At 63.7% G+C, this 18,959-nt stretch carries 21 protein-coding genes; 10 read left to right on the top strand and 11 right to left on the bottom strand.

Features of this window, described 5'->3' with window-relative positions; translation table 11 throughout:
• Positions 1 to 174 precede the first annotated feature (174 nt).
• Positions 175 to 1,602 (top strand): caspase family protein, encoded by a 1,428-nt coding sequence (locus JQ628_RS04860; RefSeq protein WP_212220089.1) that lies wholly within the window; start codon positions 175 to 177, stop codon positions 1,600 to 1,602.
• A 190-nt stretch (positions 1,603 to 1,792) separates the two neighbouring features.
• Here JQ628_RS04860 and JQ628_RS04855 read toward each other — a convergent pair whose 3' ends face one another.
• Together JQ628_RS04855 and cysK are read right to left on the bottom strand one after the other, a co-directional pair.
• Positions 1,793 to 2,032 (bottom strand): BrnA antitoxin family protein, encoded by a 240-nt coding sequence (locus tag JQ628_RS04855; protein WP_212220087.1) that lies wholly within the window; start codon positions 2,030 to 2,032, stop codon positions 1,793 to 1,795.
• Positions 2,033 to 2,035: 3 nt separating this feature from the next.
• Positions 2,036 to 3,013, bottom strand: coding sequence for a cysteine synthase A (gene cysK, locus JQ628_RS04850; RefSeq protein WP_212220084.1), 978 nt, complete (start codon positions 3,011 to 3,013; stop codon positions 2,036 to 2,038).
• Positions 3,014 to 3,257: 244 nt separating this feature from the next.
• On the opposite strand from cysK, the gene JQ628_RS34420 reads away from it, so the two are divergent.
• The gene (locus tag JQ628_RS34420) at positions 3,258 to 3,473 is read left to right on the top strand and encodes a hypothetical protein (protein ID WP_249127487.1); all 216 of its coding nucleotides are present in this window, start codon (positions 3,258 to 3,260) and stop codon (positions 3,471 to 3,473) included.
• Positions 3,474 to 3,485: 12 nt separating this feature from the next.
• Here the strand turns inward: JQ628_RS34420 and tgt are convergent, their stop codons facing one another.
• Entirely contained in the window at positions 3,486 to 4,619 is a 1,134-nt protein-coding gene (tgt, locus tag JQ628_RS04845) for a tRNA guanosine(34) transglycosylase Tgt (protein WP_212220081.1), read from the bottom strand.
• 193 nt (positions 4,620 to 4,812) lie between these two features.
• On the opposite strand from tgt, the gene JQ628_RS04840 reads away from it, so the two are divergent.
• The 5 genes from JQ628_RS04840 to JQ628_RS04820 all read left to right on the top strand — a co-directional run bounded on the left by JQ628_RS04840 (position 4,813) and on the right by JQ628_RS04820 (position 9,553).
• Positions 4,813 to 5,976: a patatin-like phospholipase family protein gene (locus tag JQ628_RS04840; RefSeq protein WP_212220078.1), complete on the top strand. Its 1,164-nt coding sequence runs from the start codon at positions 4,813 to 4,815 to the stop codon at positions 5,974 to 5,976.
• Positions 5,977 to 6,205: 229 nt separating this feature from the next.
• Positions 6,206 to 6,946 (top strand): TetR/AcrR family transcriptional regulator, encoded by a 741-nt coding sequence (locus JQ628_RS04835; RefSeq protein ID WP_212220075.1) that lies wholly within the window; start codon positions 6,206 to 6,208, stop codon positions 6,944 to 6,946.
• Between the two features lie 303 nt (positions 6,947 to 7,249).
• Positions 7,250 to 7,828: a PepSY domain-containing protein gene (locus JQ628_RS04830; RefSeq protein ID WP_433996102.1), complete on the top strand. Its 579-nt coding sequence runs from the start codon at positions 7,250 to 7,252 to the stop codon at positions 7,826 to 7,828.
• A 241-nt stretch (positions 7,829 to 8,069) separates the two neighbouring features.
• Complete coding sequence (locus JQ628_RS04825) at positions 8,070 to 9,095, top strand: aspartate-semialdehyde dehydrogenase (RefSeq protein WP_212220070.1); 1,026 nt, start codon at positions 8,070 to 8,072, stop codon at positions 9,093 to 9,095.
• Between the two features lie 170 nt (positions 9,096 to 9,265).
• Complete coding sequence (locus JQ628_RS04820) at positions 9,266 to 9,553, top strand: hypothetical protein (protein ID WP_212220066.1); 288 nt, start codon at positions 9,266 to 9,268, stop codon at positions 9,551 to 9,553.
• A 2-nt stretch (positions 9,554 to 9,555) separates the two neighbouring features.
• Here the strand turns inward: JQ628_RS04820 and queA are convergent, their stop codons facing one another.
• The 5 genes from queA to coaD all read right to left on the bottom strand — a co-directional run bounded on the left by queA (position 9,556) and on the right by coaD (position 12,726).
• Positions 9,556 to 10,632, bottom strand: a complete 1,077-nt coding sequence (queA, locus tag JQ628_RS04815) for a tRNA preQ1(34) S-adenosylmethionine ribosyltransferase-isomerase QueA (protein ID WP_212220063.1) — start codon at positions 10,630 to 10,632, stop codon at positions 9,556 to 9,558.
• A gap of 131 nt (positions 10,633 to 10,763) precedes the next feature.
• Positions 10,764 to 11,228 carry a peptidylprolyl isomerase gene (locus JQ628_RS04810; RefSeq protein WP_212220060.1) on the bottom strand — a complete coding sequence of 155 codons (465 nt, stop codon included), beginning with the start codon at positions 11,226 to 11,228 and terminating at the stop codon, positions 10,764 to 10,766.
• Positions 11,204 to 11,593 carry a TonB C-terminal domain-containing protein gene (locus JQ628_RS04805; protein ID WP_249127485.1) on the bottom strand — a complete coding sequence of 130 codons (390 nt, stop codon included), beginning with the start codon at positions 11,591 to 11,593 and terminating at the stop codon, positions 11,204 to 11,206. The genes JQ628_RS04810 and JQ628_RS04805 overlap by 25 nt, the downstream gene beginning before the upstream one ends.
• A gap of 51 nt (positions 11,594 to 11,644) precedes the next feature.
• Positions 11,645 to 12,187 carry a peptidylprolyl isomerase gene (locus tag JQ628_RS04800; RefSeq protein ID WP_212220057.1) on the bottom strand — a complete coding sequence of 181 codons (543 nt, stop codon included), beginning with the start codon at positions 12,185 to 12,187 and terminating at the stop codon, positions 11,645 to 11,647.
• Between the two features lie 44 nt (positions 12,188 to 12,231).
• Positions 12,232 to 12,726, bottom strand: coding sequence for a pantetheine-phosphate adenylyltransferase (gene coaD / locus JQ628_RS04795; RefSeq protein WP_212220054.1), 495 nt, complete (start codon positions 12,724 to 12,726; stop codon positions 12,232 to 12,234).
• A gap of 266 nt (positions 12,727 to 12,992) precedes the next feature.
• Between coaD and JQ628_RS04790 the strand changes: the two genes are divergently transcribed.
• Positions 12,993 to 13,250, top strand: a complete 258-nt coding sequence (locus JQ628_RS04790) for a hypothetical protein (protein WP_212220051.1) — start codon at positions 12,993 to 12,995, stop codon at positions 13,248 to 13,250.
• Between the two features lie 105 nt (positions 13,251 to 13,355).
• On the opposite strand, the gene gyrA is transcribed toward JQ628_RS04790, so the two are convergent.
• On the bottom strand, positions 13,356 to 16,085 hold the full coding sequence (gene gyrA / locus JQ628_RS04785; protein WP_212220048.1) for a DNA gyrase subunit A: 2,730 nt from the start codon (positions 16,083 to 16,085) through the stop codon (positions 13,356 to 13,358).
• Between the two features lie 188 nt (positions 16,086 to 16,273).
• A complete protein-coding gene (locus tag JQ628_RS04780; protein WP_212220045.1) occupies positions 16,274 to 16,672 on the bottom strand; it encodes a DUF2306 domain-containing protein in 399 nt (132 codons plus the stop codon).
• 243 nt (positions 16,673 to 16,915) lie between these two features.
• On the opposite strand from JQ628_RS04780, the gene JQ628_RS04775 reads away from it, so the two are divergent.
• On the top strand, positions 16,916 to 17,260 hold the full coding sequence (locus JQ628_RS04775) for a low molecular weight protein tyrosine phosphatase family protein (protein WP_212221106.1): 345 nt from the start codon (positions 16,916 to 16,918) through the stop codon (positions 17,258 to 17,260).
• Here JQ628_RS04775 and JQ628_RS04770 read toward each other — a convergent pair.
• Positions 17,257 to 17,745 (bottom strand): single-stranded DNA-binding protein, encoded by a 489-nt coding sequence (locus JQ628_RS04770; protein ID WP_212220042.1) that lies wholly within the window; start codon positions 17,743 to 17,745, stop codon positions 17,257 to 17,259. The genes JQ628_RS04775 and JQ628_RS04770 overlap by 4 nt on opposite strands.
• 449 nt (positions 17,746 to 18,194) lie before the next feature.
• Between JQ628_RS04770 and JQ628_RS04765 the strand changes: the two genes are divergently transcribed.
• Positions 18,195 to 18,944: an outer membrane protein gene (locus JQ628_RS04765; RefSeq protein WP_212220039.1), complete on the top strand. Its 750-nt coding sequence runs from the start codon at positions 18,195 to 18,197 to the stop codon at positions 18,942 to 18,944.
• Positions 18,945 to 18,959: the final 15 nt, after the last annotated feature.

Here is an 18,959-nt window from a genome sequence, read left to right as displayed (position 1 = left end):
TGATCCAGATCACGCAGCCTTGGCGGCCGGCTGCGTAACCGTTGCGGCCGATGGCCGGCGCTGAAAGATGGGCACGGGCGCTCAATTTTTTCTGGCGCGAAGCATGGCCGTTTCATGTAGTCTGTGTGGCAGCGTTACTGCCAAAACGTTTTCGATTCTGCGGGGTATTTTCCAATGCGCTACTTCACCCTCATCGTTTCGCTGGTCTGCATGGCATTTGCGGCGACCAGCGCCAAGGCCGACAAGCGCGTCGCCTTCGTCGTCGGCAACGGCACCTACAAGAACGTGGCCCAGCTTCCCAATCCGCCGATCGACGCCAAGGCGATCGCCGGCGCGCTGCGCAATGTCGGCTTCGAAGTGGTCGAAGGCTCCAACCTCACCCGCGACAAGATGACCGAGCGGCTGCTCGATTTCGGCAAGCGCGCGCAAGGCGCCGACGTCGCCGTGTTCTTCTATGCCGGCCACGGCATCGCCATCTCGGGCACCAACTATCTCCTGCCGGTCGATGCCGACATCAAATCCGAAATGGACGTGAAGCTCGGGGCCGCCATCAACATCGACCTCACACTCGAGCAGACCATGGGCGATGCCAAGGTCAAGCTGGTGTTCCTCGATGCCTGCCGCGACAATCCGTTCGCCGCCAAGATCAAGTCGAACTCGGCGACCCGCAGCGTCAACGTGCAGACCGGCCTTGCCGAGATGAAGTCGGGCGAAGGCACCCTCATCGCGTTTGCGACCGGCCCCGGCCAGACCGCGCTTGACGGCACCGAAGGCGGCAACTCACCGTTCACGCGCGCGCTGCTCGCCAACATCACCCAGCCCGGCGTCGAGATCCAGCAGGCCATGACCAAGGTCCGCGCCCAGGTCAACGAGGAGACCAACAAGGGGCAGCTTCCCTGGGGCCACACCAACCTGATCGGCTCGGTCTACCTCAACGGCGCGCCCGCCCCGGCCGCCCCCGGCGCCGCGCCGAGCGCGCCCGCCGTCGCTGCTGTTACGCCGGGTTCGGAGGTCGAGGTGGAGTTCTGGCGTTCGATCAAGGACTCCAACAAGCCCGAAGAGCTACAGGCCTATTTGACCAACTACCCGAACGGCCAGTTCAGGCCGCTGGCGCTGTCGCGCATGGCAGCGCTGGAAAGCGGCAAGACGGATAAGGACAGCCAGACCCGCAACCTCACCACCGGCATTGATCCTGCAACCTTCACCGCGGAATCGAGCCAGCTCACCGAGGACCAGATCGGCCTCGACAAGGGCCAGCGCCGCGACGTGCAGCGCCGCCTCAATGGCCTCGGCTTCGATAACAAGGTCACGGGCGCGTTCAACGAATCCACCCGCTCGGTGATCAAGCGCTGGCAGGCCGCGCGTGGCTATCCCGCCAGCGGCTATCTCAACAAGCTCCAGCACAAGGCGCTGCTGACCGAAATCGTGGCGACTACGCCGACCGCGAGCTCCAGCGACGAGGAGCCGAAGCAGCGTCGCCGCGCCAGCAGCGGTGGTGGCGGAGGCGGTGGCGGCGGCTATCAACAACAACGCTCCCACGGCCCGGATCCCGCCGGCGCCGGCCGCTTCATCGGCGGCGTGATGGGCGGCATGCTCCGCTGAGCCGTGATCGCCTCAGACAGGCAAAAGCCCGGGATCATCTCCCGGGCTTTTTGTTCTGCTGATCCAATGCTCGGCACCGTCACCCTGAGGCACTCGCGAAGCGAGCCTCGAAGGGCGACGGCCCGTCGGTGGCCGATTCATCCTTCGAGGCCCGCGCGTTTGCGAGGGCGCCTCAGGATGACGGGTATGCTTACTTCCCCGCCGCCTTGCGCAGCGCCTCGTTGATCCGGTCCTGCCAGCCGGGACCGCCCTCCTGAAAGTATTCCAGCACATCCTGGTCGATGCGCAGCGTCACCTGCTCACGCACGCCGGGGATCGCCGCCTGCTTCGGCGGGGCTTCCACCGGCTTGGTCGTGGTGCGCTTGAAGGCTGCTTCCGCTTCGGTGCGGGCATCGTTCAGGGTTCGCGGCCGTCGCGGCTGGTCGGGCATGAATCAGATTCCTTCAAACAGGGCGGTCGACAGATAGCGTTCGGAGAACGACGGCACGATGGCGAGCACCGTCTTGCCCGCCGCTTCCGGCCGCTTGCCGACCTCCAGCGCGGCGGCAATCGCCGCACCCGAAGAGATGCCGCCGGGAATACCCTCCTGGCGCGCCAGCGCGCGCGAGGTTTCGATCGCGGTCGCGCTGTTGACCTTGACGATCTCGTCGATGACAGAGCGATCCAGAATGTCCGGAATGAAACCGGCGCCGATGCCCTGGATCTTGTGCGGCGTGTGCTGCCCGCCCGACAGCACCGGGCTTTCCTCCGGCTCGACCGCGATGATCCGGAGCGACGGCTTGCGCGGTTTGAGCACCTGGCCGACGCCGGTGATGGTCCCGCCGGTGCCGACGCCGGCCACGAAGAAATCGATATTGCCGCCGGTGTCGTTCCAGATCTCCTCCGCCGTGGTGCGGCGATGGATTTCTGGATTGGCGAGGTTCTTGAACTGCTGCGGCATCACGGCATTGGGCGTGGTCCGCACCAGCTCCTCCGCCGTTGCGATCGAACCCTTCATGCCCTGCGCCGCCGGCGTCAAAATGATCTCGGCGCCGAGGAAGGCCAGCATCTTGCGCCGCTCGATCGACATCGATTCCGGCATCACCAGTTTCAGCCGGTAGCCGCGCGAGGCCGCGACAAAAGCGAGCGCGATGCCGGTATTGCCCGAGGTCGGCTCGATCAGCACGGTGTCGGCGTTGACGATGCCCGCCTTCTCCATCGCGATGATCATCGCAGCCCCGATGCGGTCCTTCACACTCGCCGCAGGGTTGAAATATTCGAGTTTTGCTAAAATCGTGGCGTTGACGCCGTGGGCTTGCGGCAGCTTGCGCAGGCGCACGATCGGCGTATCGCCGATGGCGTCCACGATGGAATCGAAGACGCGGCCGCGGCCGGGACGGTGCACTGCACCCGTGGTTGACGAGGCGTCCATCGCAAGCGCTCCTGTTGGCGAGATGTGCGGGGGAATTGCAGTTCCCCAAGTTAGGTGCACCGCATGGCTACGCGCAAGGTGCAACGCGTGCATCAAAGAATTCGCTGCATCGCAAAATCGGGAACTATTGAAATTCTTCAAATAACGCAAAGCCAACGCATTTGTGTTGCGACAGCGTCAAAGATTTCAGTGTATACTTTCGTCGTGAGTGGAAACCCAGGTTCTGAACGCAAAGGAGGTCACGATGCCAGCAGTTGCTGAAATTCTGTCGACCATCGCGTCTCAACCCGACCCGCGCGGAAGTGATCTACCAACCTGCCCGGTCTGCGCAGATTCCATGGTTGCCGCGGAAGCATCGGCGTACCTGACTGACCACGTCATCTCGTATCTGTGGACGTGCGACACCTGCGGTTATGGTTTTGTCACAAAACACTCCGTGAAGCGCTTCCAATGTAACTGAGTTGTGAAGCGCTCACGTTGGAGCGATGTCACCGCGCGCCCACCCGGCGCGCGTTTCATTTTTGAATGCTTCAAATGTGCCGCTGCAAATCGCCGTGCGCATATCGCGCATGAGCTGCTGATAGTACGCGACATTGATCTCCGACAGCAGCATCGCGCCCAGCGTCTCCCCTGAACGCACGAGATGGTGAAGATAGGCGCGCGAATAGCTTTTCGCAGCCGGCCACAAACTCTCTTCGTCCAGCGGCCGCGGGTCGTCGGCGTGGCGGGCGTTGCGCAGGTTGATCTGGCCGAAGCGCGTGAATGCCATGCCGTGGCGGCCGTTGCGGGTCGGCATCACGCAATCGAACATGTCGATGCCGCGCGCTACCGCCTCCAACAGATCCTCGGGCGTGCCGACGCCCATCAAATAGCGCGGACGGTCTGTGGGCAGAAGCGGCGCGCTCTCCTCGATCATCGCCAGCATCACTGCCTGCGGCTCGCCGACCGCCAGCCCGCCGATCGCATAGCCGTGGAAACCGATCTCCACGAGCTTTCGCGCGCTCGTCTGGCGCAGCGCCGGCACGTCGCCACCCTGCACGATGCCGAACAGCATGTAGCCTTCGGGCGCACTCTCGAACGCGCGCTTGCTGCGCTCGGCCCAGCGCAATGACAAAAGCATCGCACGCTCGATGTCGCCGCGCTCGGCCGGCAGCCGCACGCATTCGTCCATCTGCATCGCGATGTCGGAGCCGAGCAACCGCTGCACCTCGATCGAGCGCTCCGGCGACAGCTCCACCTTGGTGCCGTCGATATGCGATCGGAACGTCACCGCATGCTCCGTGACCTTGCGCAGCTCCGACAGCGACATCACCTGGAAGCCGCCGGAATCGGTGAGCATCGGCCCGCCCCACCCGGTGAATCTCTGCAAACCGCCCAGCGCCGCGATGCGCTCCGCGCCGGGCCGCAGCATCAGGTGATAGGTATTGCCGAGCACGATGTCGGCGCCGGCATCGCGCACGTCGCGCCAGTGCATGCCCTTCATCGCGCCGGCCGTGCCGACCGGCATGAAGGCCGGCGTCTGCACCAGACCGTGCGGCGTGGCCAGGCGGCCGGCCCGGGCCTCGCCGTTGGTCGCTAGGAGTTCAAAATGGTTGGGAGGGTTCATGCGGCTGCTTATTGCTTGCCGGGGAATGCCGATCAACCGCTGCGTGCCCGCATCAGATCGCCCTGCCCAATCCTGGACACAATCGGCTTGTCTTGTTAAACAAAACGATACCGTATAGTTTTATCAGAAGGCGGATGAAGCGCCACAGTGACGCTGGCGGCGATAGCAATTGCGTGAACGGTACCGGCGGCGAATGCTCTTCTCCTCTCTTCTAACTGCACTTTCCGTCCGGTCCGACGGCGTTCGTCTGCGCAAGGCGGTCGCCGTGCTGTGCAGCTTTGCGCTGGCCGCCTGCACGTCCCTGCCGCGTACCCCCTACACCGAGGCCGATGCCAGCAGTGCCCGCGTGCTCAACCTCGACGGTCTCAGGCGCTACACGGACGAGCCCATCGCGAACTTTCGTTTCGAAAAGCGCGATTTTTCCGGCACCAGAGCCTATCTTGCGCTCTCCGGTGGCGGTGCCGACGGCGCCTATGGCGTCGGCGTCCTGAACGGCTGGACCGCGGCTGGTACCCGTCCGATCTTCTCGGTCGTATCCGGCGTAAGCACGGGCGGTCTGATCGCCCCCTTTGCATTTCTCGGGCCGCAGTACGACGATACGCTGAGAGAGGTTTACACCGGTGGTATCGCGGAAAGCCTGCTGGACGATCCCAGCATCATGCGCGTGCTCTTTGGGTCCGGCCTGTTCGGCAACACGCGGCTGCGCGAGCTGGTCGCCCGCTATGTCGGCCCCGAGATAATGGCCGCCGTCGCCCGCGAACATGCCAGGGGGCGCCGGTTACTCGTCGTAACCACCGACCTCGATACCCAGCGCACCGCCATCTGGGACATGGGGAAGATTGCCGCGATCGGCTCGCCCGACGCGCTGCACCTGTTCCGCGACGTGATGGCTGCGTCAGCCAGCATTCCTCTTGTGTTTCCGCCGATCCTGATCGAAGCCGAAGGCCAGGGCCGGCGGTTTCAGGAGATGCATGTCGATGGCGGCGTGACGACCCCCGTTCTCACGGTGCCGGACGCCTTGCTGTTTCATAATCGTCTGCCGGGGGACGGCCGCCTCAACATCTACATCCTCGTCAACAAGAAGATCGAACGCACCTTCGAGCTCGTGCCCAACGGCACGATCGACGTGGCTTCACGCAGCCTGTCGTCGATCACCCAGTCGCAGACGCGCTCCGTCATCTTCTCGACCTGGGATTTCGCCAGGCGGAATCGGTTTGGTTTCCATCTCTCCTATATCGAGCGCGATTACCCGTCTTCGTCTTCGAACGGATTCGACACCGCCTATATGCGTGCCCTCTATCAGTATGGATACGAGAAGGCGGCGGCCGGCAGGGCATGGAGTTCGGAGCTTCCCTAAGCCGAAGCACCGGCATTCGATCCAGAGCATGATCCGGAAAAGTGGGCACCGGTTTTCCGAAAAGATCATGCTCAAACAAAGAGCTAGCGCGAGATGACGATTCGAAGAAAAGTCATCTCGCTCTAGGTCGTTGAAAACAGGGGCTATTCGTCCAGTTTGGCGATGACGCGCCGATGGCCGCACGTTATAGAGCGTAGCGATTGTCCCTATCGCGCAGGGATCAACAGGCATGGGATTGACTGCGACCAAGGCAAGACCGGGAAAACGCGATGTGCCGAAATCGCGCGGCGGCCGGCCGACGAAGAGCGCCGCTCTCGAGCGCGATCAACGGCTGATCGAGGTCGCCACGCGCCTCTTCCTCGATCGCGGCTATGATGCGACCTCGCTCGATGCGGTCGCGGAAGCTGCGCGGGTCAGCAAGCCCACTGTCTACGCGCGCTATGGCGACAAGCGCGGGCTGTTCGCGGCGGTGCTGAGACGCGAGATTGCACGCTGGCTTGCTCCGCTTGCGAAGGCTGCCGAAGTACAGCTCACGAGCCCTGCGAACATCTCGGCCGAACAGCGCCTGGTGGATGTCGGGCGCGAGATGCTGACATTCACCTGTGGTCCCGATGCCGCGGCCTTCAGCCGCATGCTGACGGCGCAGTCGATCAACTTTCCCGAGTTCGCCAAGCTCGGCGAGGAAGAAGGTTGGTTGAAGGCGGTCGCCACCACAGCGCGATTCTTTGATCATCTCGTGGCGCAAGGTGCACTCGACGTCGAGGATACGACAATCGCCGCCGAGGTATTCCTCGACGTCGTTGTCGGTCACACGCACCGCATGGCGACGTTCGGCATGCCCCTTGAGATAAAGGCGGCCGAAAAGCGCATGCGATCGGCAATCAGGCTTTTCCTGGCGGGCGCGCTTGGCCCGGCGGGCCGCAGCCGGTCCGCTTCCCAACCAACCATCCGGCGGCGCCCCTCCCGCTGACAATTCCGTGAGAACGGAATTTCCCGCAGGCCGCGGCTCGACCCATCCTTGACCGAAACAAAACGATACGGTATGGTTTAATTATAGGCAAGATGCGGCCTCCGCGTTCGACAGCCCCGCCGGGCGCGCGCCGCGCTTCGAGCGTCGCAACGAGGTACAGCCTCGTTGCGACGCTCGGCGGCCGACCCGCCCGCTCAAAGGGTCGGCCGCGCCTTTGTTCGAGACGATCCTGCCCATCCGACGGCAGAGTTGGACCCAAGGTTGGAGACTGCAAGAATGCGTATGCCGAGAGGTTGGAGACACTTGCTTGCGGTCATGATTCTGGCACTGCCCCTTCCTGCCCCGGCCTATGCCATCGCCCCATCAACGGACGAGCGAGCATCGCCCTACACCGGGAACGGCGACGGAGCCGAAGCCAGCCAGCCAGCGATTAACCGCGAGCTCGAGCTCTTCCGTGGGTCAACGATCTCGCTCAGCCAGGCGATGGCGATTGCCGAAGCGCTCCACGCGGGCTCGACGACTGCCGATGTCAGCTTCGACGGCGCGTCGGACTTGCCGGTCTACCGGGTTAAAATCCTGCACAATGATCGCATCTGGCAGCACGCCGTCGATGCCGCCACCGGCAGGATCGTCGGCGGCGCCGCCGCGCTCCCACTGACGGAGCTCGACGCTGACGACCGCAACAATCTGGCTGCGCTCAGGGCCGTCCGGCACCGGCTGCCGGAAGCCGTGCGGGTGGCCGAGCATGCGGCATCCGGCAAGGCGATCAGCGGCGGACTGATCCGCGAACGCGGCAGGCTGAATTTCGCGATCGTCGTGATCAGTGGCAGCGAGTTGAAGGAGGTCATCCTTGAACCCCCGGGGCGCCGGCCGGCAAAATGACGAGGCCGGCGCTGTTGCAGTCCGGATTGTGGTGAAAAGCCGTTGACGGCGCCAAAACTCTCCCGCATAAGTCCGCGCCATGACGCTGACCACCAAAACCGCGACCAAAACCACCAAACCCATCAGGGGTTCGGGAGGCGTGCGCGCGTAGTCAGTTAGGTCGCATCGACTTCATCCGAAGCCCCGCCTGAAAAGGTCCGGGGCTTTTTTGTTGCCCGCATCACAAACATGGAGAATTAAAGTGAGTAACGATCCCGTTGTAGCGATTGTCGGCGTGACCGGCGCCGTCGGCGCCGAATTCATCGCCACCATGGACCGCCGCAATTTCCGCATCGGCAAGCTGAAGGCGCTGGCGAGCGCCCGCTCGGCGGGCAAGACCTTGCAGTTCCGCGGCCGCGAGATCGTCATCGAGGAGCTGAACGAGAACGCTTTCCGCGATGTCGACATCGCCCTGTTCTCGGCCGGCGGCAGCATTTCCCGGAAGTACGCGCCGATCGCCGTGCAGGCCGGCGCCGTCGTGGTCGACAATTCCTCGGCCTTCCGGATGGATCCGAACGTGCCGCTGGTCATCCCCGAGATCAACGCCGGCCGCATCCGGGATCACAAGGGCATCATCGCCAACCCGAACTGCGCCGCGATCACCGCGCTGGTGCCGCTCTGGCCGATCCACCGCCAAAACCGCATCAAGCGCCTGATCATCTCGACCTACCAGGCCGCCAGCGGCGCCGGCGCCGCCGCGATGGAAGAGCTGGTGGAATCCACCCGCGCCAGCCTTAACGGCGAGGCTTACCAGCCCAAGGTGCTGCCGCACCCCTACGCCTTCAACCTGTTCAACCACAACACCACGGTCGACCCCGAGACCGGCTACAACGACGAAGAGACCAAGGTCATCAAGGAAACCCGCAAGATTTTCGAGGACGAGAAGATCGCGGTCGGCGTCACCTGCGTTCGCGTGCCTGTCCTGCGCGCCCATTGCGAAGCCATCACCTTCGAATGCGAGCGGCCGATCGGCGAGGACGACGTGCGCAAGCTGCTGGCGGGCGCGCCGGGCGTGAAGATCATCGACGATCGCGCCGGGAATTATTTCCCGATGCCGATCGACGCCTCCGGCCAGGACGACGTGCTGGTGGGCCGCATCCGGAAGGATCTCAGCGATCCCTCAGGCCACTCGATCTCGATGTTCGTGGCGGCGGATCAACTGCTCAAGGGCGCCGCACTCAACGCGATCCAGATCGCCGAACTGTTGCCGCAGCGCGTAATGGCGTGAAGCCTCGGCGGACAACGGCGCGATTGCGCCGTTGTCCGCCACCCGTTCATTAAAATTATCCGCAAATTGCCAACCGGCAGCCAACCACCTTGGCAAAAGCGTGGCGGGCTTAAACCCGCCCTTGATGGCGCGCGGTGCAACCTCCTTCGAAAAGGAGGCTCGCTCAGATTATGCCCGTCGGTAAATATTTTGGTTATGTTGGATCTGCCCTGCTCGCATTGCTGTTCGTATTTGACGCTTGCTTCGGTGATAACGAGAGCAACACGCGCTTCGATGCGTCGCTGTTCGATAGCGCCACCTACGCGCCTCGGCAGGAGCAAATGCCGGCGCCATACGAGTTTCGCTATTCGCGCGATATGACGCCGGCCAGCCGCGTCAGGGACGTGTTTGCCCAGTTCGTTCCCGGCGAAACGAGGCGCGCCAGGCCAGTCTCGTCCGCCATCATCATCGTTCGCTAGGTTCAGTCCGGCGCACGAAACAACAGGCACGCATCTCCGTACGAATAAAACCGGTACCCGCTCTTGATCGCGTGCGCATAGGCCTGCTTCATCGTCTCGAGCCCACTAAAGGCCGAAACCAGCATGAACAGCGTCGAACGCGGCAGGTGGAAATTGGTCAAGAGGATGTCGACCGCGCGAAACCGGTAACCGGGCGTGATGAAGATCGAGGTCTCTCCGGTATAGGGCTGGATGGTGCCGTCCTGCGCCGCCGCGCTTTCCAGGAGCCGCAACGAGGTCGTGCCGACCGCGACGACGCGGCCGCCACGCGCGCGCGCCTCGTTCAGCGCGCCCGCCGTCGCCGCGGTGACGCAGCCCCATTCCGCATGCATGCGGTGTTCGGCAGTATCATCGACCTTGACCGGGAGGAACGTTCCCGCCCCGACATGCAGCGTCAGCCGATGCAGGCCGACGCCGTGGTTGCGTAGCGCAGCCTCCAGCGGCGGCGTGAAATGCAGCCCGGCGGTGGGCGCCGCGACCGCACCCTCATTGGCCGCAAACATGGTCTGGTAATCGGCCGCGTCCTGATCATCGGGCGTGCGCTTTGACGCGATGTAGGGCGGCAGCGGCGGGCTGCCGAGATCCGATATTGCCTGGTCGAGCGTGGGTCCATGGAACGAGAAGGACAGCGTCACCTCGCCCTCCTCGCCCTTGGCCTCGACCTCGGCGTCAAGATGGCCGAGCAGGCACACCTTGCCTTCGTTGCCGAAGCGGATGCGATCGCCGGCAGCGAGTTTTTTCGCCGGCTTCACCAGCGCCTGCCAGCGCGAACCGTCGAGCCGCTTGATCAGCGTTGCGTCGACCTTCGGCTCGGTCTCGCGGCCGATGCGGCGTCCCCTGAGCTGGGCCGCGATCACCTTGGTGTCGTTGACGACGAGTTGGTCGCCCGGCTCGAGCCAGGCCGGCAGATCGGAGATCGCGCGATCGCGCAGCACACCATCGGGCTGCACCACCAGCATGCGCGCGGAGTCGCGCGGGCTGGCTGGCCGTAGCGCGATCCGTTCAGGCGGGAGGTCGAAGTCGAAGAGGTCGGTGCGCATGGCGCGTTACCCTGCCGACCCTCATCCTGAGGAGCGCGAAAGCGCGTCTCGAAGGATGAGGCCCGGATGGTTCAGTGGCCGCATGGTTCGAGACGCCTGCTGTGCAGGCTCCTCACCATGAGGAGGTGGAGTTAGGCCGCATCCGCCGCCATGTGGGCCTTCACGATCTTGTCGGGGTCCTTCACCGGCTCGCCGCGCTTGATCTTGTCGACGTTCTCCATGCCCTCGGTGACCTTGCCCCACACCGTGTACTGGCCGTTGAGGAAGGAGGCATCGTCGAAGCAGATGAAGAACTGGCTGTCGGCGGAGTCGGGGCTGGCCGCGCGCGCCATCGAGGCGGTGCCGCGCACATGCGGCTCCTTGTTGAACTCGGCTTTCAGCTTCTGGCCGGAACCGCCGGTGCCGGTGCCGTGCGGACAGCCGGTCTGGGCCATAAAGCCCTCGATCACGCGATGGAACACGATGCCGTCGTAAAACCCCTCGCGCACCAGTTCCTTGATCCGCGCCACATGGCCGGGCGCCAGATCCGGGCGCATTTCGATGGTGACGGGGCCCTGGGTGGTTTCGAGGATCAAAGTGTTTTCGGTGACAGCCATACTTGTCTCTCTGCTGGTTTGGGTGTGGATTTTCTGGTCCTGAATGGAATTGCAAGGGGCCGGCCCGCAACGGCGCCGCCCAGTGCTTCGGTAAATGGCAACGGCGTGCAGCGCTGCAATGCCTCCATCACCGCAAGCCGGTACTGCAAACGGTCGTGATCGCTAGCCCGCTCCGATTCATGAGTGATCCGCGGACGGCCCAGGATGTGTCCGTCGCGGTTGAAGCTGACGACGACGGTGATGTCCATCGGGCTGGCCCGCGACAAGGGCGGCGCCTTCCAGCAGCCTTGCAGTCTTGCGAACAGATCCTTGAGGGTGTCGAGCTGTTGGGCTTGTGCCGTCGATATCAGTACCGGCAGCAGCAATAGCAGTGCCGCAAACCAGAGGAGTGGTTTGCCGCATCGCACCGCCGCCACTCACTTGATGTCGGATGCGACCTGCACCTTCACCATCTTGTCGGGATCGGTGACCGGTTCGCCGCGCTTGATCTTGTCGACGACATCCATGCCCGAGACTACCTCGCCCACCACGGTGTACTTGCCGTTCAGGAACGAGCCGTCGGCGAACATGATGAAGAATTGTGAATTGGCCGAATTGGGATCGCCGGCACGCGCCATGCCGACGATGCCGCGCTTGAACGGCACGTTGGAGAATTCGGCGGCCAGGTTGGGATATTTCGAGCCACCGGTACCGTTGAAGTTCTTGCCGTCACCGGTCTGCGCCATGAATCCCTCGATCACGCGGTGGAACGGCACGTTGTTGTAATAGCCGTCGCGCGCGAGTTGCTTGATGCGCTCGGCATGCTGGGGCGCGAGGTCCGTGCGCAGCTTGATGACGATGCGGCCCTTGTTGGTGTCGATCACGATGGCGTTGGCCTTGTCGAGATTGGCCGGCAGCGGCTGCGCGATGGCGGGAGCGGCGCAGATCAGCGCGGCGATGAGGGCGAGAGCTCGGATCATGAAAACTCCGGATCGGATGAAAGAGTGGAGCCGCGAAACAGGCGTTAGCTGAATTTGGTCTTGAGGCTTTTGGCGACCGCGGGCGGCACGAAGGCGGAGACGTCGCCGCCCATGCCCGCGATCTGACGCACCAGTGTGGCGGTGATCGGGCGGACCGCCGGCGAGGCCGGCACGAATACCGTGTGCACCTCGGGCGCCATGGTCTCGTTCATGCCCGCGATCTGCATCTCATAATCGAGGTCGGTGCCGTCGCGCAGGCCCCGGATCATGATGGTGGCGCCCGCCTTCTGTGCCGCCGTCACCGTGAGGTTGTCGTAGGTATTGCAGTCGAAGGCGCAGCCGGCCTTCTTCGCCACCGGCTCGAAGACGGCTTTGACCATTTCCAGCCGCTCCTCGGTCGAAAACAGCGGCTTTTTGCCGGGATGCACCCCGATCGAGACGATCAGCCTGTCGCAGAGCGTCACGGCGTGCCGGACGACGTCCAGATGGCCGTTGGTAACGGGATCGAAGGAGCCGGGATAGAGCGCGATGCGGGGCATGGCCCCTCCCTAGCCCGCCCCGGGCGGCCGGGCAAGCCGCCCCGGTTCACACCTCGGCCACCGGCCGATTTTCGCCCGGCCAATGAACCACTTCCCGTCTGAGCGCGTCTGCCGGGGGAATGTTTCGTCCCGCAGGCGGCCACGAAACAAAACAGGGATGTGACGAAACCATTTTCGCCGGCCGAGAAGACGTCCGGAAACCCGGCTTGGTTACTTCTTCACCATCAAACGGGGGCCAAAAACGGCCCGATGACTTGGGGACCGTCATGATCAAGGCAATTTCTGCGCTGGCCGCAGCCGCGTTCATCGCTGCCGCTCTCACCGTTCTTCCGGGTTTTGCACCGCAGGTCGAAGCCAGCGTGCCGGTAGCCCTGGCCAAGGGCGACCGCCTGGACATCAAGCAGGTCGGCCGCGACTGCTCCGAAAAGGCCTGGCCGAATTTCGAAGCCTCCTGCCTGCGCTCCGCCGGCACCAACACCATCGTCCGCGAAGCCCGGCTGGTGACCGCCGACCGCAACCCGTAATTCCGCTCCAGGACGTCCAGGTTGCTCTGGATCGAAGCCCTCGGGATGCCCCCCGAGGGCTTCTTCGTTTTTGAAGGACGTTACGTCAGGGCGCGGCGCGACGGATCAGCTTCCGTTGCCATTCCCATTGCCGTTCTCTTCCTCGCCGATATGCTCGACCGAGACCACATGCTCGTCCTCGGCGGTGTCGAACACGATCACGCCCTGGGTCGAGCGGCCGGCGACGCGGATGTCCTCGACCGGGCAGCGGATGAGCTGGCCCTTGTCGGTGACCAGCATGATCTGGTCGCTGTGCTCCACCGGGAAGGACGCCACCAGCTTGCCGTTTCGGTCGTTGACACTCATCGCGACGATGCCTTTGCCGCCGCGGCCGGTGGTGCGGTACTCGTAGGACGAGGTGCGCTTGCCGTAGCCGTTAACGGACACGGTCAGCACCACCTGCTCCAGCGCGGACATCTCGGCATAGCGTTCCTGCGAGAGCTGGATCGCGCCCGATGCCTCTTCGGTCTCCGCCTCGATGCCCTCCTCGGCCGAAGCTTCGCCCGCGACCGCGCGGCGCATCTTCAGGTAGGCCGAGCGCTCGTCCGAGGTCGCCTCGACATGGCGCAGGATGGCGAGCGAAATCAGCTTGTCGCCTTCCGCCAGCGCAATGCCGCGCACGCCCATCGAGGTGCGTCCGGTGAACACGCGCACCTCGGGTACGGCAAAGCGGATACACTGGCCGCCGGCGGCCGTCAGCAGCACGTCATCGCGCTCGGTGCAGATCTGCACGTCGACGATCGCCTCGCCCTCGCCGAGCTTCATGGCGATGATGCCGGAGCGGCGCACGTCGACGAAGTCGGAGAGCTTGTTGCGGCGGACGGTGCCGCCGGTCGTGGCGAACATCACGTCGAGATTGGCCCAGGAGGATTCATCCTCCGGCAGCGGCATGATGGTGGTGATGCGCTCGCCCTGCTCCAGCGGCAGGATGTTGATCAGCGCCTTGCCGCGCGCATTGGGCGCCGCCATCGGCAGCCGCCAGACCTTTTCCTTGTAGACCTGGCCGCGCGAGGAGAAGAACAGCACCGGCGTGTGCGTGGAAGCCACGAACAGGCGGGAGACGAAATCCTCATCGCGCGTCTGCATGCCGGCGCGGCCCTTGCCGCCGCGGCGCTGGGCGCGATAGGCCGACAGCGGCACGCGCTTGACATAGCCGGCGTGCGAGACGGTCACGACCATGTCCTCGCGCTGGATCAGGTCCTCGTCCTCGACCTCGCCTTCCTGCTCGATGATCACGGTTTTCCGAGGCGTGGCGAACTCGGCCTTGATCTCGGCCAGCTCGGTCTTGACGATCGCCTGCACCCGCGCCCGCGAGCGCAGGATGTCCAGATAGTCGGCGATCTCGACCTTGAGCTTTTCGAGTTCCTCGGCGATCTCGTCGCGTCCGAGCGCGGTCAGGCGCTGTAGGCGCAGATCGAGGATAGCGCGCGCCTGCTCCATCGACAGGCGGATGGTCCCGTCGTCATTGAGGCGGTGACGCGGATCGTCGATCAGCTTGAGCATCGGCTCGATGTCCCTCGCCGGCCAATCACGCTCCATCAAGCGGTCGCGCGCGGTGGCGGGATCGGGCGAGGTCCGGATCACCTGGATGATTTCGTCGATATTGGCGACCGCGATGGCAAGGCCGACCAAGACGTGGGCGCGGTCGCGCGCCTTGTTGAGCAGGAACTTGGTGCGCCGGGTGACGACCTCTTCGCGGAACGCGACGAAGATCGTCAGCAGGTCCTTCAGGTTCATCAGCAGCGGCCGGCCGCCGTCGAGCGCCACCATGTTGGCGCCGAAATTGGTCTGTAGCGGCGTGAACCGATAGAGCTGGTTCAGTACCACGTCGGGCACGGCATCGCGCTTCAACTCCACGACCACGCGGAACCCCTCGCGGTCGGATTCGTCGCGCAGTTCGGAGATGCCCTCGATCTTCTTCTCGCGCACCAGTTCGCCGATGCGCTCGACCATGCTGGCCTTGTTGATCTGGTAGGGGATCTCCGTGATGATGATCGCTTCGCGATCCTTGCGGATGGTGTCGATCGTCACCTTGCCGCGCATCACGATCGAACCGCGGCCGAGGTGATAGGCCGATCGGATGCCCTGATGCCCGAGGATGATGCCGCCGGTCGGGAAATCCGGACCCGGGATGATCTTGATGAGGTCGTCGATGCCGAGCGCCGGATCGTCGATCAGCGCGATGCAGGCATCGATGACCTCGCCGAGATTGTGCGGGGGTATGTTGGTCGCCATGCCGACCGCAATACCGCCGGCGCCGTTGACAAGCAGGTTCGGGAATTTCGCCGGGAGGACCGACGGCTCCTTCTCCTGGCCGTCATAGTTCGGAACGAAGTCGACGGTGTCCTTGTCGAGATCGTCGAGCAGATGCTGCGCGACCTTGGTCAGGCGCGATTCCGTGTAGCGCATCGCCGCCGCCATATCGCCGTCGACCGAACCGAAATTGCCCTGACCGTCGATCAGCGGCACGCGCATGGAAAAGTCCTGCGCCATGCGAACCAAGGCGTCATAGACCGATTGGTCGCCGTGCGGATGATACTTACCGATGACGTCGCCGACCGTGCGCGCCGATTTGCGGTACGGCTTGTTCCACTCGTAACCGCTCTCGTACATCGAGTAGAGGATGCGCCGGTGCACGGGCTTGAGGCCGTCGCGCGCATCAGGCAGCGCACGCGACACGATCACGCTCATGGCGTAATCGAGGTAGCTGCGCTTCATCTCGTCGAGAATGGATACGGGACGAATATCGGAGGGCACCGGCGGTTCGCCGGGCTTGTCATCTTCGCTATCGGACAAAGGGGAATCCGTGAGTTCTTAGGTGCGGAATCATATAGCCCATCTGGGGTCTTCAGACCACTTTTTAAAGCGCCCGCAAAGCGCTTTTTCCCTCAGTTTTTTCAGGGGCTTATGGCGCGGTCGCGGCCCCGCAAAATCGCTTCGTGGGAAGACCTTGAAATGCGGCTTTCGGAACCGCGATCACCCCCTTAGGGGCCGAAAACCACCGTGTGCATGATCCGCCCGGGCACGAATGTGAACAGTCCCGCGATCACGAGCGCGCCAAAGAAGATCGAAACCATCGCGATCCTGTGGCCGCGCACATTGTGCCGGCGCGCGTACCACACCGCGAGCACCAGCATGACCGGCGTGAAGATCGACAGGAAGTGGATCGGGCTCCACGGACCCCACAGCCGGATTTCGTGAATCCAGAATGAGGAGATCGCAACCACCGCCATCAGGCCTACCCAAATCCAGCCGACGGTCCGGTGCGGCAGCGTGCCCTTTGGCGCCGCGATCTGGACCGCACCGAGCACGAACGCCGCCATCGCGGCGAAGGCGTGCACCTGGATTTCGGGGGCCGCGGCGAGCAATGGAGCGAGCGACATCGAAACACCTGCAAAAATGACTCGACGATCGATGTGACGAGTATTCACATCAATCTTTCCACTGTCAAGTTTGCGGATGGTGCTGAAATGCATCATGGCCGGACTCGCGAGCCCGGCCACGCCCGAATGCCATCAGGTTGCGACGCAGTCAGAACGGAATATCATCGTCATGTCGGCGTTGCCGTTTCCGGCCACAGGGTAAGTCTGCGAACATCGCGCTCCGTCGCCCCTTCGAGTGACAAAGTGACAAATGTCCTTTTCGTCTGTAGCGCCAATCGCCTTCGCAGCCCAACCGCCGAGCAGATCTTTTCGACGTGGCCAGGGATCGAGACCGACTCGGCCGGCATCTCCAACGGCGCAAACGTGCCGTTGTCGTCCGAACAGGTCGAGTGGGCCGACATCATCTTCGTCATGGAAAAGACCCATCGCACCAAGCTGAACCGGAAATTCCGTTCCAGCTTGAAGGGCAAACGGGTCATCTGCCTCGATATTCCGGACGACTACGAATTCATGGATCCGATCTTGGTTCGGATGCTCGAAAGCCGGGCCGGCCGTTTCCTGTCCCGATCGGCTCTTCCTGCGCGTTAGAACGGAATGTCGTCGTCCATGTCGGCGTTGCGGCCGCCGCCGGCACCTGCCGCGGCCACCCGGCGCGGCGCCGGGCTGGAGCTGCCGAAATCGCCGCCGGCGTCATCGCCAAAGCCGCCCCCGCCTCCGCCGCCGCGGCCTTCGAGCATGGTCAGTGTCGAGTTGAAGCCCTGTAGCACGACTTCGGTGGAATACTTTTCGACCCCGCTCTGGTCGGTCCATTTGCGGGTCTGTAGCGCGCCCTCGATGTAGACCTTCGAGCCCTTCTTCAGGTACTGCTCGACGACCTTGCACAGCCCCTCATTGAAGATCACCACGCGGTGCCATTCGGTCTTTTCCTTGCGCTCGCCGGTGTTCTTGTCGCGCCAGGTCTCCGAGGTGGCGATGGAGAGATTGGCGATCGGCCGACCGTCCTGGGTGCGGCGGATCTCCGGGTCCTTGCCCAGATTGCCGACCAAAATCACCTTGTTCACACTTCCCGCCATCGCCGCTCTCCACGCTCGAAATTACTGGGCCGCCCCGGACACCCCGTCGCTGTCGCCGCCCGCCGCCAAATGTTGAGGCGCGACCCTATACGCTCAACGGCGGCGCGGTGGCCCCGATCCCGACGCCCGCGGCGGTTATCCACATATAGCACCGTTTTCCCCGTTGTTCCAGTTTTGTTCCCGACTGGCGGAGATTGGCCCACCCCGGCCAAGGCCATCGGCCTCCAAGGAACCGGCGGAACCACGGTCCGGAAATATTCTAAACAAATCACGATCTTGCCGTTCCCCACTTCGTCCGCCACTGTTGCATTTCGGAGACGGCTTTTTGGCGCTGAATCGCGTAGGTTCCGCTCATCAATGGATGGTTGCGGCGCTCGCACCGATTTTTCCTGACGCTTCGGGGACAACGAAAGCGGATCAGGAGCCGGAGTAGCCAAATGAAAATTGCAATGAAGAAGATTCTGCTGGGTCTCGCCGGTCTTGCTGCACTGGCCGTTCCTGCTTCGGCCGCTGATCTCGCCGCACGCCCTTACACCAAGGCGCCGCCTGCGATGATCCCGGTGCTCTATGACTGGAGCGGCTTCTACATCGGCGCCAACGGCGGCTGGGGTTCGAGCCACAAGTGCTGGGATCGCGAAGCGCTCGGTGTCTTCGTTGCTGCGGAGGGCTGCCACGATGCGACCGGCGGTACGGCCGGCGGTCAGATCGGTTATCGCTGGCAGGCCGGCACCTGGGTGTTCGGTCTGGAAGGCCAGGGCAACTGGGCCGACTTCAAGGGCAACCATGTGAGCGTGTTTGCGCCCGCCATCACCGCTGAATCGAAGATCGGCGCGTTCGGCCTGCTCACCGGTCAGATCGGCTACGCCTGGAACAACGTGCTGCTCTACGTTCGCGGCGGCGGTGCGGTCACCGACGATCGCTTCCGCATCTACTCCACCGCGACCGGCGCGCTCATCGCCAACACCACCGACGATACCCGCTGGGGCGGCGTGGTCGGCGCTGGCGTCGAATTCGGTTTCTCGCCGAACTGGTCCGCCGGCGTCGCCTACGACCACCTGTTCATGGACAGCCGCAGCTACACCTTCAACACGGTGCCGGGCGGCGCGCTGTTCGCAACCGACCGCATCAGGCAGGACGTCGATGTCGTCACGGTGCGTGTGAATTATCGCTGGGGCGGTCCGGTCATCGCAAAATACTGACCGTCCGACATATAC

Source organism: Bradyrhizobium lablabi (assembly GCF_018129385.1).
Taxonomy (GTDB): Bacteria; Pseudomonadota; Alphaproteobacteria; order Rhizobiales; family Xanthobacteraceae; genus Bradyrhizobium; species Bradyrhizobium lablabi_C.
Note: the sequence above shows the minus strand (reverse complement) of the source record. Positions and strands in the feature narration are given on the sequence as shown.